Origin of the sequence: Agrobacterium sp. ICMP 6402 (assembly GCF_009498615.1) — a bacterium.
In the GTDB taxonomy this organism is placed as follows: Bacteria; Pseudomonadota; Alphaproteobacteria; order Rhizobiales; family Rhizobiaceae; genus Agrobacterium; species Agrobacterium burrii.
The window spans coordinates 41,580-56,861 of the sequence record NZ_QSNV01000005.1 but is presented as its reverse complement, the minus strand read 5'-3'; the positions used below and the strand labels follow the sequence as shown (position 1 = coordinate 56,861).

At 57.0% G+C, this 15,282-nt stretch carries 17 protein-coding genes; 14 read left to right on the top strand and 3 right to left on the bottom strand.

All coding sequences use genetic code 11. The features are described from left to right. Positions 1–314 precede the first annotated feature (314 nt). From DXT96_RS15245 to dnaQ, 5 genes are read left to right on the top strand one after another with little or no spacing between them, the layout of a single operon-like run. On the top strand, positions 315–1,136 hold the full coding sequence (locus tag DXT96_RS15245; RefSeq protein ID WP_149900354.1) for a pyruvate, water dikinase regulatory protein: 822 nt from the start codon (positions 315–317) through the stop codon (positions 1,134–1,136). Positions 1,137–1,167: 31 nt separating this feature from the next. Further along, positions 1,168–1,767 carry a Maf-like protein gene (locus tag DXT96_RS15240; RefSeq protein ID WP_153515409.1) on the top strand — a complete coding sequence of 200 codons (600 nt, stop codon included), beginning with the start codon at positions 1,168–1,170 and terminating at the stop codon, positions 1,765–1,767. After that, positions 1,760–2,620 carry a shikimate dehydrogenase gene (locus DXT96_RS15235; protein ID WP_153515408.1) on the top strand — a complete coding sequence of 287 codons (861 nt, stop codon included), beginning with the start codon at positions 1,760–1,762 and terminating at the stop codon, positions 2,618–2,620. Before DXT96_RS15240 ends, DXT96_RS15235 begins: the two co-directional genes overlap by 8 nt. Beyond that, positions 2,620–3,225, top strand: coding sequence for a dephospho-CoA kinase (gene coaE / locus DXT96_RS15230; protein WP_153515407.1), 606 nt, complete (start codon positions 2,620–2,622; stop codon positions 3,223–3,225). Before DXT96_RS15235 ends, coaE begins: the two co-directional genes overlap by 1 nt. Next, positions 3,218–3,916: a DNA polymerase III subunit epsilon gene (dnaQ, locus tag DXT96_RS15225; RefSeq protein WP_153515406.1), complete on the top strand. Its 699-nt coding sequence runs from the start codon at positions 3,218–3,220 to the stop codon at positions 3,914–3,916. The genes coaE and dnaQ overlap by 8 nt, the downstream gene beginning before the upstream one ends. 107 nt (positions 3,917–4,023) lie before the next feature. On the opposite strand, the gene secB is transcribed toward dnaQ, so the two are convergent. Continuing rightward, positions 4,024–4,506 (bottom strand): protein-export chaperone SecB, encoded by a 483-nt coding sequence (secB, locus tag DXT96_RS15220; RefSeq protein WP_149900350.1) that lies wholly within the window; start codon positions 4,504–4,506, stop codon positions 4,024–4,026. A 102-nt stretch (positions 4,507–4,608) separates the two neighbouring features. Further along, positions 4,609–5,169, bottom strand: coding sequence for an FxsA family protein (locus tag DXT96_RS15215; protein WP_153515405.1), 561 nt, complete (start codon positions 5,167–5,169; stop codon positions 4,609–4,611). A gap of 151 nt (positions 5,170–5,320) precedes the next feature. Between DXT96_RS15215 and DXT96_RS15210 the strand changes: the two genes are divergently transcribed. The 5 genes from DXT96_RS15210 to gyrB all read left to right on the top strand — a co-directional run bounded on the left by DXT96_RS15210 (position 5,321) and on the right by gyrB (position 10,649). Beyond that, entirely contained in the window at positions 5,321–6,019 is a 699-nt protein-coding gene (locus tag DXT96_RS15210; RefSeq protein ID WP_149900348.1) for a Tim44/TimA family putative adaptor protein, read from the top strand. Beyond that, positions 6,016–7,128, top strand: coding sequence for a murein transglycosylase A (locus DXT96_RS15205; protein ID WP_153515404.1), 1,113 nt, complete (start codon positions 6,016–6,018; stop codon positions 7,126–7,128). The genes DXT96_RS15210 and DXT96_RS15205 overlap by 4 nt, the downstream gene beginning before the upstream one ends. Further along, positions 7,125–7,694 (top strand): Smr/MutS family protein, encoded by a 570-nt coding sequence (locus DXT96_RS15200; protein WP_153515403.1) that lies wholly within the window; start codon positions 7,125–7,127, stop codon positions 7,692–7,694. Before DXT96_RS15205 ends, DXT96_RS15200 begins: the two co-directional genes overlap by 4 nt. Next, the gene (locus DXT96_RS15195) at positions 7,691–8,056 is read left to right on the top strand and encodes a helix-turn-helix domain-containing protein (RefSeq protein ID WP_149900345.1); all 366 of its coding nucleotides are present in this window, start codon (positions 7,691–7,693) and stop codon (positions 8,054–8,056) included. The genes DXT96_RS15200 and DXT96_RS15195 overlap by 4 nt, the downstream gene beginning before the upstream one ends. Positions 8,057–8,213: 157 nt before the next feature. Beyond that, the gene (gene gyrB, locus DXT96_RS15190) at positions 8,214–10,649 is read left to right on the top strand and encodes a DNA topoisomerase (ATP-hydrolyzing) subunit B (protein ID WP_149900344.1); all 2,436 of its coding nucleotides are present in this window, start codon (positions 8,214–8,216) and stop codon (positions 10,647–10,649) included. 102 nt (positions 10,650–10,751) lie between these two features. On the opposite strand, the gene DXT96_RS15185 is transcribed toward gyrB, so the two are convergent. Further along, positions 10,752–11,354: a nitroreductase family protein gene (locus DXT96_RS15185; protein WP_149900343.1), complete on the bottom strand. Its 603-nt coding sequence runs from the start codon at positions 11,352–11,354 to the stop codon at positions 10,752–10,754. 128 nt (positions 11,355–11,482) lie between these two features. On the opposite strand from DXT96_RS15185, the gene DXT96_RS15180 reads away from it, so the two are divergent. The 4 genes from DXT96_RS15180 (at position 11,483) to DXT96_RS15165 (ending at position 15,282) form a co-directional block, all read left to right on the top strand. Next, entirely contained in the window at positions 11,483–12,325 is an 843-nt protein-coding gene (locus DXT96_RS15180; RefSeq protein ID WP_149900342.1) for a fumarylacetoacetate hydrolase family protein, read from the top strand. Between the two features lie 126 nt (positions 12,326–12,451). Then, positions 12,452–13,684: a polyhydroxyalkanoate depolymerase gene (locus tag DXT96_RS15175; protein ID WP_371418883.1), complete on the top strand. Its 1,233-nt coding sequence runs from the start codon at positions 12,452–12,454 to the stop codon at positions 13,682–13,684. A 68-nt stretch (positions 13,685–13,752) separates the two neighbouring features. After that, a complete protein-coding gene (locus tag DXT96_RS15170) occupies positions 13,753–14,520 on the top strand; it encodes a M48 family metallopeptidase (RefSeq protein ID WP_153515400.1) in 768 nt (255 codons plus the stop codon). Between the two features lie 99 nt (positions 14,521–14,619). Next, positions 14,620–15,282, top strand: a complete 663-nt coding sequence (locus DXT96_RS15165) for a phosphoribosylanthranilate isomerase (protein ID WP_153515399.1) — start codon at positions 14,620–14,622, stop codon at positions 15,280–15,282.

Sequence of the window (15,282 nt, the reverse complement as noted above, 5' to 3'; positions counted from 1 at the left end):
GAAATGCCGCAGCGGCAAGGTTCATTGAGCATCTGTGAATACTGTCCGGCAGAGTGTCGCAAGGTAAATTGGAAAAAGAAAATTTTTCAAATAATTTCAATAATTTAGATTGTACCTTCAGAACGCCCAATCTGTGGATAATTTGGGGACAATTTTGAACAATTTGACGTTCTTCCAATAATTCACAGGCGCGCCGGGGATGATTGCAGCCACTTGCGGATTGTGGAAAAACACCACCTTATTCATGTCGCGGCTCGGCCCTCAGGACAATTTTGAAGTTTGTCCCGGTTTATCAACAGCGGGAGAAAAACAGCGTGGAGAACAAAAAAAGCTTCTTCCATCTGCACCTGATTTCGGACTCAACGGGAGAGACTCTGATGTCGGCGGGTCGCGCGGTCTCGGCCCAGTTCCATGCCTCGATGCCGGTGGAACATGTTTATCCGATGATCAGGAACCAGAAACAGCTCGGCCAGGTCGTGGATCTTATCGACAAGGAACCGGGCATTGTTCTTTATACCATCGTCGACCAGCAACTGGCCGAGTTCCTGGATCTGCGCTGCCATGCGATCGGAGTGCCCTGCGTTAACGTCCTTGAACCGATCATCGGCATCTTTCAGACCTATCTTGGAGCGCCGTCGAGACGGCGAGTGGGCGCGCAGCATGTATTGAATGCCGATTATTTCGCGCGGATCGAAGCGCTCAATTTTGCCATGGACCATGATGACGGGCAAATGCCGGAAACCTATGACGAGGCCGATATTGTCATCATCGGCATCAGCCGCACGTCAAAAACCCCAACCAGCATCTATCTCGCCAACCGGGGAATAAAGACTGCGAACATCCCGGTCGTTCCCAATGTGCCTCTGCCCGATAGCCTCTATGCTGCCACCCGTCCGCTGATCGTCGGTCTTGTCGCAACATCCGACCGAATATCGCAGGTGCGCGAAAACCGGGAACTGGGTGTGACGGGCGGATTTGACAGCGGCCGTTACACGGATCGCGCCACCATCATGGAAGAGCTGAAATATGCCCGCGCGCTCTGCGCCCGCAACAACTGGCCGCTGATCGACGTCACACGCCGCTCCATTGAGGAAACGGCTGCTGCCATCCTTGCCCTTCGTCCGAGGACACGATAATCCGAATCTCATCATTCGGAGCAGACAGTCGATGAAACAAGAGTTGATCCTCGCCTCGTCCAGTGCATCCCGCCAGATGCTGATGCGCAATGCGGGGCTGACATTTTCGGCAATACCAGCGGATATTGATGAGCGTGCGCTCGACGAGCAACTGGAACGAGACGGTGCGAGCCCGGAAGAAGTGGCGCTGGAACTGGCAAAGGCAAAGGCCCTTGCAGTCAGCAAGCTGCATCCGGCGGCGCTGGTTCTTGGATGCGACCAGACCATGGCGCTCGGCACTCGGGTTTATCACAAGCCGAAGACGATGGCCGAGGCTGAAGCGCATCTACTGTCATTGTCCGGCAAGGTTCATCGCCTGAACAGCGCGGCTGTTCTCACCCAAGGCGGTGAGGTGCTATGGCAGACGGTTTCCAGTGCGGAACTTGCAGTGCGGATTTTGAGCGCCGAATTCGTCTCCCGTCATTTGCAGCGGGTGGGTGACAGCGCCCTGACGAGCGTCGGCGCTTATCAGCTCGAAGGGGAGGGAATCCAGCTATTTACCTCGATAGAGGGGGATTATTTCACGATTCTCGGCCTGCCGCTCCTGCCACTTTTATCAAAACTGCGCGACATGGATGTCATCGATGGCTGATTCACGTGAAACATTAACCATAAATGCCTTTGTTGCCGGTTACCCGATCAAGCATTCACGCTCACCCATTATCCATTCCTACTGGTTGAAGAAATTCGACATTGCCGGCTCCTATAAGGCTGTAGAAGTGTCCCCGGAAGATTTCCCGAATTTCATCGCGGCTCTTAAGGAAGCCAAACCGGGTACGGCGGTTGGCGGCAACATCACCATTCCCCATAAGGAAGCGGCCTATAGTTTAGCCGACAGCCCCGATGCTCTGGCGGAAGAACTAGGCGCCGCCAACACCATATGGGTGGAAGAGGGTAGGCTCCATGCCACCAATACGGATGGTTATGGTTTCGTCTCCAATCTCGATGAGCGCCATCCCGGCTGGGACAAGACTGACCGGGCGGTCGTTTTCGGCGCTGGTGGCGCAAGTCGGGCGGTCATTCAGTCCCTGCGCGATCGAGGTATTGCCGAAATCCACGTTCTGAACCGTACGGTCGAACGTGCCCGGGAGCTGGCCGACCGTTTTGGTCCTCGGGTTTTTTCCCATCCCCAGGCGGCACTTCATGAGGTTCTGCAGGATGCCGGGCTTTTTGTGAACACCACATCGCTCGGCATGGACGGCACCGAAGCACCTGAACTCGATTTTTCGCCGCTTGCCGCCAACGCCGTTGTGACTGATATCGTCTATGTGCCGTTAAAAACGCCGATCCTGAAGATGGCGGAAGAGCAGGGCATGTCAACGGTGGATGGCCTTGGCATGTTGCTTCATCAGGCAAAACCCGGTTTCCAGCGATGGTTCGGCGAAATGCCAGAGGTTGACGAAACTCTCCGCTCCCTGATCATCGCGGACATGGAGAAACATTGATGATCGTCATCGGTCTTACCGGCTCTATTGGAATGGGGAAAACGACGACGGCGAAGCTGTTTGCCGAAGAAGGCGTTCCTGTTCTCGATTCGGACGAGGTCGTGCATGCGCTTTATCGTGGAGAAGCCGTTCCGCTGATCGAAGCTGCGTTTCCCGGCACCACCATTTCCGGCGCGGTGGATCGGCAGAGGCTTGCCGAAGTCCTGCGAGAGAATCCGGCTAATTTCAGCAGACTGGAGGCCATTGTCCATCCGCTGGTTCGACAAAGGCAGGAAGCCTTTCTGGTGGAGGCGAGGAAAGAGGCTCGGCAATTCGCCCTTCTCGATATTCCCCTGCTGTTTGAAACCGGGGCGGAGAAGCGTGTCGATAAAATAGTGGTGGTGAGTTGCGCGCCGGACATACAGCGGCAGCGGGTTTTGTCTCGGCCCGGCATGACGCAAGAGAAATTTGAAATGATCTTGGCCCGGCAAATGCCCGACGCCGAAAAACGTCAGCGCGCCGATTTCGTCATCGATAGCGGAAATGGTGTCGAAGCGGCACGGGATCAGGTAAGAGAAATATTGCAGCGATTAGCCGAGACGGGCGACGGAGAGAATAATGCGTGAGATCATTTTCGATACGGAAACCACGGGCCTCGAATCGAAACTGGATCGTGTGATCGAAATCGGCGGCATTGAGCTGATCAACCATTTTCCGACCGGTCGCACGCTGCATCTCTATATCAGCCCGGAAGACCGCAAGGTTCACCCGGACGCGCTTGCGGTTCACGGGATTACCGACGACTTTCTGAAAGACAAGCCGAAATTCGGCGAGGTCGTCGATCAGATTCGTGATTTTTTCGAGGGTGCCCGTTGGGTGGCGCATAATGCGACATTCGATATGGGTTTCATCAATGCCGAATTTGCCCGTCTCGGCATTGAGCCTGTGGCAGCCGATCTGGTGACGGACACGCTTTCGCTTGCCCGTCGCAAGAACCCGATGGGACCCAATTCCCTTGATGCGCTTTGCCGGCGTTATGGCATCGACAATTCCCACCGCACCAAGCACGGCGCGCTTCTCGACTCCGAATTGCTTGCCGAAGTCTATATCGAGATGATTGGCGGGCGTCAGACGGCGCTCGGTTTCGGTTCCGCCGCCAGGCAGGAAGCGGTCATCATCGAGGATGATGTGTCGCTTGAGCCGCTTCAAAGGCCGAGGGCATTGGCGTCAAGGCTGGATACGGAGACGGTTGCGGCCCATGGCAAGCTCGTTCTTGGCATGGGCGACAAGGCGATCTGGAACCGTTACCAAAATTAAGGTTCGCTCAGACCTGAAAACATCAAATGCCGGAAAAGAAAAATGAAGGCAAAGAAAAACCCGGGCGAAGAACCCGGGTTTTGTTTTGTCAGAAATTCTGAAGTGCTTCAGTTCGGTACGGCCTGAACCTTGGCTCTGGCCTGCTCTTCGGCAACGCGCTGCGAAAACATCTGCGCGAAATCGATCGGGTCAATCATCAGCGGCGGGAATCCGCCGTTGCGGGTAACGTCCGCGATGATCTGGCGGGCGAAGGGGAACAGCAGGCGCGGGCACTCGATGAACAGCACCGGCAGCATATGTTCCTGCGGGAAACCGGCAATGCGGAACACGCCGCCATAAACCAGTTCGGCCGCGAACAGCACTTTGTCGCCATCCTTGGCTTCCGCGTTCAGCGCCAGAACAACATCGAAATCCGAACCGGAGATCGGGTTTGCGTTGACGTTGACATTGATGTTGATCGCCGGCGCATTGTCACGAGCCTGAAGCGAACGAGGTGCGCCCGGATTTTCAAAGGAAAGGTCTTTGATGTACTGGGTAAGAATGTTGAGGGAAGGACTAACTGCGCCCTGTGCACCATTTTCAGCGGTCATTACGTTTCCTCGCGGCGTGAATTCGTGGATGGCGGTCTATCATTTCGACCGGGGCCTTACAACCCTTCGTGATTGGGCCTCTATATCGGTTTTGAGGGTCGGTCAGGGTTTGGGCAGATCGCGATCATCCGGCTTGCGCGACCATGGGGAGCCCTTCTCCTCTTCGCGGTGAAACTCCTCCTCGTCCAGATCGACCACCTTCGAATTGCCCGCACGTCCCGGACCATTGCGGAACTCGGAATAGTCTCCCTGTTGGGGACCGGTCTGATGGCCAGATTGCCGGCCAGATTGGCGGAACGAACCCGCCACGACGACACGCGGTCCGAAAGCCTTCCAGAAAAAGCGTCGCACCGTGGTCGACAGAAGTAGAAGGCCGAGGACGTCAGTGATGAAACCGGGGATGATAAGCAGGATCCCGGCAACGACCCGCATGGCGCCATTGACCAGCTCGTCTGCCGGCTGGGCGCCGGTGCGTCCCGCATCCTGAAGATTTCTCACCATGCCGATACCGCCGAGACGCAGGATGAGTAATCCGAGAAACGACGTGAAGAGAACGAGCGCCAGGGTCAGCCAGAGGCCGATCGCTTTGCCGACGATGATGAAGCCGGCAATTTCGAGAATGGGCATCATCAGGATGACAATGGGGAGAAAGGAAAAACGCATCTTCTAGCCTTGCGTGTGCATCTCTGGCAGATTGCTGGTTCTTGGGGCACCCCCGGAACACCGATGATTGAATCTGCACATTTGAATGATGATAAGATGCAGACTATATGATGGTGTGGTTTTCGAATTTAAATGGCGGTTTTGGTAAAAGATGGGCTTTAGCGACTTTATCACATTGTTTTTTCTCGTTGCGGCGGTGCTGATATTCCTTCAGTTGCGCAGTGTTCTCGGTCGCCGAACGGGCAATGAGAAACCGCCATTTGATCCCTATAGCCCGCGCGATGTTGCGAAAGGCCCTGTCACGGACGATAACAAGGTCGTGACTCTGCCGAAACGCGGTGAGACCGAGGATGAAAATCCCTTTGCCGAGGCGGATGCTCTGGCGCCTGTGGATTCTTCCCTGAATGCGTCCCTGCGCGAGGTGATGACCAAGGATCCGACGTTCCGGCCGAAGGAATTTCTGAACGGTGCTCGCATGGCCTATGAAATGATCGTCATGGGTTTTGCCGATGGCGACCGAAATACCCTCAAGAATCTCTTGTCGAAAGAGGTGTTTGAAGGCTTCGAGGCTGCGATCTCCGAACGCGAAAGTCGCGGCGAAGTCGTGAAATCCACTTTCGTGGGTATCGAGAAGGCCGATATCACCCAGGCAGGAATTCGCGATTCCGAGGTGCAGATCACGTTGAGGATCGTCAGCCAGCTGATTTCGGCAACCTATGACAAGGACGGCAAACTGGTGGATGGCGACCCGGATACGGTTGCGGAAGTGGACGATATCTGGACCTTCTCGCGTGACATGCGCTCGCGCGATCCGAACTGGAAGCTGATCGCCACCGAATCCGAGCAATGACCGCGCCCTTTTCGATTGAGGAAGTTGCTTTCCAAGACCTGCCCGGTTGGCGGGAAGACGATCCGGGCAAGCTTTTTCCGGCGATGCGGACGGTTCTGTCGCATCTCCGGAATGCAAAGCCTTACAGGAGCGGTGCGCTGGGGCTGACCGCGGCTGAGCTGGTTTCTCTTTTGGAAACGGTCGATGATGAGGATGGAGGCAGTCCGGAACAGGCCCGCCGCTTCTTCGAGACGAATTGTGTACCCTTTAAAATTTCTCCGCCTGGAGGAAAAAGTGGTTTTGTAACAGCCTTCTATGAACCGGAACTGGAAGTGTCATCCGTTCGTGATGATGTCTGGCGTTATCCGATCTACCGCCGGCCGCCGGAGCTGGTGGATATCGGCGACGACAATCGTCCCGCCAGTTTCGATCCGTCCTACGCTTTCGGAAAAGCGGACGAGCGCGGTATTTCCTATTTTCCCGATCGCCGGGCGATCGATGAGGGATATCTCGAGGGCAGGGGTCTTGAGATCGCCTGGGCGAAATCGAAGGTCGACCTGTTTTTCGTCCACGTACAGGGTGCGGCCCGTCTGGTATTTCCGGATGGCACAGTAAAACGCATGACCTATGCGGCCAAGGCCGGGCATCCGTTTTCACCGATAGGCCGGCTGCTTCTGGATCGCGGTGTGCTGGATCCGAAGACGGTTTCGATGCAGACGATCCGCAAGTGGCTTGCTGACCACCCGGATGAGGTGGATGAGGTGCTGTGGCACAACCGCTCCTTCATTTTTTTCCGCGAGGCGGATGTCGCCGATCTGGATATGGGACCGATTGCGGCCGCCAAGGTGCCGCTGGTTTCCGGGCGTTCGCTCGCCGTGGACAGGCTTATTCACACCTTCGGTTTCCCCTTTTTCATCCATGCGCCGTCCCTGACGCATCTGGATGGTGGAAAACCTTTTGCCCGGTTGATGCTGGCGCTCGACACCGGCTCGGCCATCGTCGGCCCGGCGCGCGGCGATATTTTCACCGGCTCCGGTTTCGAAGCGGGAGAGCTTGCCGGTACGGTGCGCAATGACGCCGATTTTTATATACTGTTGCCGCACATTGCTGCGGAAAGGTATCGGCGATGAAAGGCAGTCGCAAGCTCGGCAAGGAAGAACGCATTCTGTGGGGCAAGGTCGCAAGAACCGCGCGGCCTATCTCCGGCAGGCTGGAAGATTTGCTGGCTTTCGATGACATGGAAGAGGCCCCGTTGGAGCCCGTTATCCCGCAACCCGGCAACAGCCTTTTTCCGCGCATGCTTGCCGAGCCGGTCGATGTGCCACCGGCAACGTCGGACAAGAAGCCGAAAATTCATCAGCCGATGGAAAAGCCCGTCAAACGCAAGCTGACCCGGGGCCGATTGCCGCTGGAGGGCCGGATCGATCTGCATGGCATGTTTCAGAGCGAAGCCCATGCGGTGTTGCTGGATTTTCTGTTGCGCGCGCATGAACGGGGTCTCAGGCACGTGCTCGTCATCACCGGCAAGGGGCGCTCGATCGGCAGCGACGGCGCGCTGAAAAGAGCGGTGCCCATGTGGTTTTCCAAACCGGAATATCGCCACCTGATTTCGTCCTACGAGGACGCATCCGCCAATCATGGCGGCGACGGCGCACTTTATGTGCGGCTGGCGCGCCGGCGGGGTGAAAAATCATGACACCGTTTGCGCAGGCCGTGCGGCAACTCCGCGAACGCAAGGGCGTGACGCAGAAGCAGATGGCGGAGGCAATAGGCGTGTCGCCAGCCTATCTCTCGGCGCTTGAGCACGGCAAACGCGGCAAGCCGAGTTTTGATCGACTCCAGCGCATTGCCGGATATTTCAATATCATCTGGGATGAAGCTGAGGAATTGTTCTTTCTCGCCGGTTCATCCGACCCTAAAGTGGTGATCGATACGGTGGGCCTGCCACCGGAATATACGGCTTTCGCCAACCGGCTGGCACGTGATATTCGCAAGCTGTCGCCGAGTATGATAGAGGAACTGTCAGCGGTGCTGCAAAAAAGCCGTTCTTGCGATTGAAACCCCCTCTATCCCCTGCTTTATGCAGCATCCTGAAGCATGCGGCCTTTGGGATTGGGTGTAGAATTTCTATAGTCGTATGTCGGATTTGAGTGATTCGCTGGCTTCAGGCCTTCTCACTGGAAAACCTGGCCAGGAAACTTTGGAAAGAGTACTTATGACCGAAACATCGTCAAGCGAAGTCGGCGTGGACACTGAATACGGAGCCGATTCGATCAAGGTCCTCAAGGGTCTTGATGCCGTGCGCAAGCGGCCCGGCATGTATATCGGCGATACCGATGACGGTTCCGGCCTGCACCACATGGTCTATGAAGTGGTTGACAACGCCATCGACGAGGCGCTTGCCGGACATGCCGATCTGGTGACGGTGACGCTGAACGCCGATGGATCGGTGACGGTGACGGATAACGGCCGCGGCATTCCGACCGCCATTCACTCTTCCGAAGGTGTTTCCGCTGCCGAAGTCATCATGACCCAGCTGCATGCGGGCGGAAAATTCGACCAGAATTCCTACAAGGTGTCCGGCGGTCTGCATGGCGTGGGCGTCTCGGTGGTCAACGCGCTTTCCGTCTGGCTGAAGCTCAGAATCCGCCGTAACGGCAAGCTGCACGAAATCGGCTTCACCCATGGTGTCGCCGATGCACCGCTCTCGGTGATTGGCGAATATGAAGGCCGCTCCGGCACGGAAGTCACCTTCCTTGCAAGCCCTGAAACCTTCACCATGACGGAGTATGATTACGGTACGCTGGAACACCGTCTGCGCGAACTTGCGTTCTTGAACTCCGGCGTTCGCATCCTGCTCACCGACAAACGCCACTCGGATGTCAAGCAGCAGGAATTGCTGTATGACGGCGGGCTTGAGGCCTTCGTCCGTTATCTGGACCGCGCCAAGAAGCCGCTGGTGGACAAACCCATCACCATTCACAGCGAGAAGGATGGTATCACCGTCGAAGTCGCGCTGTGGTGGAATGACAGCTACCACGAGAATGTGCTCTGCTTCACCAACAACATTCCCCAGCGCGATGGCGGCACCCATATGGCTGGTTTCCGTGCAGCACTCACCCGTCAGGTCACCTCCTATGCCGATACGTCAGGCATTATGAAAAGGGAAAAGGTTAGCTTGCAGGGCGAGGACTGCCGCGAAGGCTTGACGGCCATTCTCTCGGTCAAGGTTCCCGACCCCAAGTTCTCTTCGCAGACGAAGGACAAGCTCGTTTCGTCCGAAGTGCGCCCGGTCGTGGAAAGCCTCGTCAACGAAGCCCTGTCCACCTGGCTGGAGGAGCACCCTTCGGAAGCGAAAATCCTCGTCGGCAAGGTGGTGGAAGCGGCAGTCGCCCGCGAAGCCGCCCGCAAGGCGCGCGAACTGACGCGTCGTAAGGGTGCGCTCGATATTGCTTCTTTGCCCGGAAAGCTGGCCGACTGCTCCGAGCGCGATCCGGCGAAATCCGAACTCTTTCTCGTCGAGGGCGACTCCGCCGGCGGTTCCGCCAAGCAGGGCCGCTCGCGTGAAACGCAGGCCATCCTGCCGTTGCGTGGCAAGATCCTGAACGTCGAGCGCGCCCGTTTCGACAAGATGTTGTCCAGCCAGGAAATCGGTACGCTGATTACCGCGCTCGGTACCTCGATCGGCAAGGACGAGTTCAACGCCGACAAGCTGCGTTACCACAAGATCATCATCATGACGGATGCTGACGTCGACGGCGCCCATATCCGTACCCTGCTGTTGACCTTCTTCTTCCGTCAGATGCCGGAATTGATCGAGCGTGGCCATCTCTATATCGCCCAGCCGCCGCTTTATAAGGTGACGCGCGGTAAATCCGTGCAGTACCTCAAGGATGAGAAGGCGCTGGAAGAATACCTCATCTCCATGGGCCTCGAGGAAGCGTCACTGACGCTGGGTTCCGGAGAAGTCCGGGTCGGCGCCGATCTTCGCGAAGCCATTCTGGATGCGCTGCGCTTGCGCATGCTGATCGATGGCCTGCATTCTCGCTACAACCGCTCGGTCGTGGAGCAGGCCGCCATTGCCGGTGCGTTGAACCCGGAGCTTTCGGCCAATGCCGCCCGCGCAGAAGAAACCGTGACCGAGGTGGCCCGCCGCCTCGACATGATCGCTGAAGAAACCGAACGTGGTTGGTCCGGCGCCGTGCTGGAAGATGGCGGTTTGCGCTTCGAGCGTATGGTGCGTGGCGTCAAGGAAGTCTCGACGCTGGATATGGGCCTGCTCGGTTCGGCCGATGCCCGTCATATCGATCAGCTTGCCGTGCGCATGCGCGACGTCTACGTGACGCCGCCGGTTCTGCAACGTAAGGACGGCAGCATGGAACTGGCCGGCCCCCGCGCGCTTCTGGATGCTATTTTCGCCGCCGGCCGCAAGGGCCTTTCGATGCAGCGTTATAAGGGTCTCGGTGAAATGAATGCCGAACAGCTGTGGGAAACGACGCTCGACGCCAATGTCCGCTCGCTGCTGCAGGTCAGGGTCAACGATGCAACCGATGCCGACGGCCTGTTTTCTCGCTTGATGGGTGACGAAGTGGAGCCGCGCCGCGACTTCATTCAGGAAAACGCTCTGAACGTTGCCAATCTCGACATCTAATCCTGTGGAGCGTCTCGCGTGACGATTCACGTGAAACGAAACTTTAACAAAAGGCCCGGCGATCGATAATCGCCGGGCCTTTTGTTTCTGAATTGCCTGCTATCAATCGATCTTGCCGGTGAACCGCCCTTCGAAAGCTACCTCCGATAGGGGGATGCGCTTGCTCGGCACTTCCCTTTCCGCCAGATCGTCCGGGAGGACGGAGCTGTCAGTCAGCGTACCGATGGCGATCCCGGCTTCCACCTTGTATCCTTCAGGAATATCCAGCGCCTCAACGATCCTGTCCTTCAGGATGCCGCCCATGCCGTGTGCATGATAACCAAGCAGATGCGCCTGCATGGCGAGTGAAAACCATGCAGCACCGGCATCGAAGGAATGGGTTGCGGACGGTTTTTTCTCGCCTTCGCGGGAGACGTTGTAGCTCCGGGAAACGACGAACAGCAGCACCGAGGCATTTTTTGCCCAGCGCTGGTTTCCTTCCATGAGGAGCTCCACGAAGAGCGGCCAGTCTTCACTGTCCTTATGGGCATAGACAAATCGCCATGGCTGCAGGTTGGATGCCGAGGGCGCCCAGTGGGCCGCATCCAGAATGGTCAGCAGATGTTCCTGTGATATGGCGCTGCCATCGAAGGCGCGCGGAGACCAGCGATCGAGGAAGAGGGGATCGACGGGATATTCGGATTGCCGGGAATTGCTGTTCGTCACGGGCCATGTCCTTTTGGTTGCCGGGAAGGAAAAGGTATTTTTCGAAAGTGGGAGCAGTCAAGGGGTGACAAGGATGAATGCATCGTTCATATATGCATCATCTTGTCTGACAACCGGGAGAGAGTTCCATGAAATTGATGCGCGTTGGCCAGCCCGGCCAGGAAAAGCCTGCCATTCTCGACGCGGAAGGAAAAGTCCGCGATCTGTCCGCCCACGTGAAAGACATTGGCGGCGACGCCATCTCTCCCGAAGGCCTCAAGAAGATTGCGGCGATCGACCTCGCCACCTTGCCCGTTCTGAACGAAGAGCGTATCGGCGCCTGCGTTGCGGGAACCGGAAAATTCATCTGCATCGGCCTCAATTTCTCCGACCATGCTGCCGAAACAGGTGCGACCGTACCGCCGGAGCCTGTCATTTTCATGAAGGCGACCTCGGCCATCGTCGGTCCGAACGATGACGTCACCATTCCGCGCGGCTCTGAAAAGACCGACTGGGAAGTCGAGCTTGGCGTCGTCATCGGCAAGACCGCCAAATATGTCTCCGAAGCGGATGCCCTTGACTATGTCGCCGGTTATTGCGTTTCCCACGACGTTTCCGAACGCGCCTTCCAGACGGAGCGTGCCGGACAATGGACCAAGGGCAAGTCCTGCGACACCTTTGGACCGATCGGCCCATGGCTGGTGACCAAGGACGAAGTCGCGAATCCGCAGAACCTCGGCATGTGGCTGAAGGTGAACGGCCAGACCATGCAGGACGGCTCCAGCAATACCATGGTTTACGGCGTCGCCCATGTGGTTTCCTATCTCAGCCAGTTCATGTCTCTGCATCCCGGCGACGTCATTTCTACGGGCACACCTCCGGGAGTCGGTATGGGTCAGAAGCCGCCGCGTTATCTGAAGGCTGGTGATGTCGTGGAGCTCGGCATTGAAGCCCTCGGCACCCAGAAGCAGACTTTCGTCGCCGACATCTGATCATCGGCAGGCATTCAACTGAAATTGAGGCGCCGGTGGGAAACTGCCGGCGTCTTCGATTTTGTGCACTTGCGAAAAGCTGCTATGCTCCAAAAAAAGAGCTTGATCCGCAGGGAGGCGTCATCAGTGTTCTACCATCTTTATGAAATGAACCATGCGGCCATGATGCCGCTGCGCGCCGGTGCCGATATGATGCGCCAAGCCTGCAACAATCCACTCAATCCGCTTTCCAGCACTGCCTTTGGCCGTAGCCTCGATGCCGGTTTTGAGGTGTTCGAGCGCCTGACCCGCCGATATGTCAAACCGGAATTCGGTCTTGGCAACACGACTGTTGACGGTCAGACCGTCACTGTTACCGAAGAGATCGTCTGGTCGCGTCCGTTCTGCAATCTCGTTCATTTCAGAAGAGAACTCGATGCGGCCCGCCAGTCCGATCCCAAGGTGCTGCTGGTGGCGCCGATGTCCGGTCACTACGCCACCCTGCTGCGTGGAACGGTAGAGGCCCTGTTGCCTTCAGCGGATATCTACATCACCGATTGGACCGATGCCCGCACAGTGCCGGTGAGTGAGGGGACTTTCGATCTCGACGATTACATCAGCTATGTCATTGAGATGTTGCGGCAGATTGGCCCGGGCGCGCATGTAGTCGCTGTGTGTCAGCCGTCCGTGCCGGTTCTGGCCGCCGTTTCGCTGATGGAAGCGGATGGAGATCGTTTTGCGCCGTCATCCATGACGCTGATGGGCGGGCCGATCGATACGCGCATCAATCCCACCGCCGTCAATAATCTTGCCAAGGCCAAGCCCATCGAATGGTTCCGCGACAATGTCGTCATGCAGGTGCCGTGGCCGCAGCCTGCTTTCGGCAGGAATGTCTATCCCGGCTTCCTGCAACTGTCCGGTTTCATGTCCATGAACCTCGACAAGCACATGACGGCGCATAAGGATTTTTACCTCAACCTCGTCAAGAATGACGGCGATTCCGCCGAGAAACATCGGGAATTTTACGATGAATACCTGGCCGTCATGGATTTGACGGCGGAGTTCTATCTGCAGACGGTGGAAACCGTCTTCATCGAACATGCGCTTCCGAAGGGAACAATGGTGCATAGGGGCAGGGCGGTCGATCCCGCCGCTATTCGCAATGTCGCATTGTTCACTGTGGAAGGTGAGAATGACGATATTTCCGGCGTCGGTCAGACAAAGGCCGCCCATGATCTCTGCTGCAACATCCCCGATGAAAAACGCGCGCACTATATGCAACCCGATGTCGGCCATTATGGTGTCTTCAACGGTTCGCGGTTCCGCAAGGAAATCGTGCCGCGCATGCTGGATTTCATCCGCAAACACCAGACCGCATAGGGTGAGACAGCAGACGGTGCTGCGCATTTGCATGGCCAAACCGCGGGCGAATCGGCTATGAACAGCGCATGTTTTCGCTCTTCGGAAAATCCGTGAAATCGCCGGCGGCCAAAAAGGCCGCACCCAGCCAGCGCACTGTCGCCGTGGCGGGCAGACAGGTGCCGATTACGGTAAGGGAAAACCCGCGCGCCACCCGCATTACCCTGCGTATTGAACCCGGTGGCCGGGCACTGAAGCTGACGATCCCGATGGGACTTCACCACGGCCAGGTTGATGATTTTCTCGAGAGGCATCAGGGTTGGCTTGAAAATAAGCTTTTGAATGTCAGCCCCGATGAGGGCTTGCGCGGTGGTTCGAGCATCGATATTCGCGGCATATCCCACCGCATAGACCACACCGGCAGCTTGCGCGGCATGACCCATATTTCCAAAGATGCCAATGGGGCTGCCGTTTTGAGAGTTAGCGGCGCACCCGAAAATCTGCGCAGACGGGTGGCGACTTTTCTAAAGAAAGAAGCCAAGGCCGATCTGGAGAGACTGGTTGCGGTTCACGCAACCGCTGCCGGCCGGCCGGTGCGATCCATCAGCATGAAGGACACCCGCAGCCGTTGGGGTTCCTGTTCTCACGATGGAAATCTGAGTTTCTCCTGGCGCATCGTCATGGCCCCGGAAAAGGTCATCGATTATCTAGCCGCCCACGAGGTCGCGCATCTCAGGGAAATGAACCATGGCCCGAAATTCTGGGCTCTGTGTGAAAAGCTCTGCCCGCACACAGAAGAAGCCAAGGGCTGGCTGAAACGCCATGGATCTAAACTCCACGCCATCGATTTCGATTGAAACCGGAGGCATTGATCGCCATCTGGATTCACGTGAAACATTCCATAGACGAATGCGATTTGGCTCGACTCTCATCGCATTTCATGTCAGGTCGCGGGTATGAAACCGGATATCAAGATTTGCGGATTGAAGACACCGGAGACGCTGGAACGCGCTGTCAGGCGCGGTGCGTCCCATGTCGGTTTTATCTTCTTTGAAAAAAGCCCGCGCAACATCGAGCCGGATATCGCCGGCAGGCTGGCGGAGGCCGCTCGCGGGGCTGCCAAGGTCGTTGCCGTCACCGTCAATGCTGACAATGATTATCTCGATGAAATCGTCGATCTCGTAAAACCGGATATCCTGCAACTGCACGGCAGTGAAAGCCCGGAACGGTTGTTGAACATCAAGGCGTTGTATGGTCTGCCGGTGATGAAGGCTCTTTCCATTCGCGATGCCGCTGATCTTGCCAAAATCGATCCCTATATTGGCATAGCCGACCGTTTCCTGCTGGATGCCAAGGCGCCCGCCGGTTCCGATCTGCCCGGCGGTAACGGCGTTTCCTTCGACTGGACTATCCTGCGCTCTCTTGACGGAAGTATTGATTACATGCTTTCCGGAGGGCTGAATAAGGACAACGTCGCCGAGGCTCTGGCGGAAACCAGGGCAAGCGGCATAGATTTGTCGTCCGGTGTCGAAAGCGCGCCGGGCGTCAAGGATTTGGCCATGATCGACGCATTTTTCGATGTGGTGAATGATTGGTCGAAAGGCCCAAAGGGAGCTTGA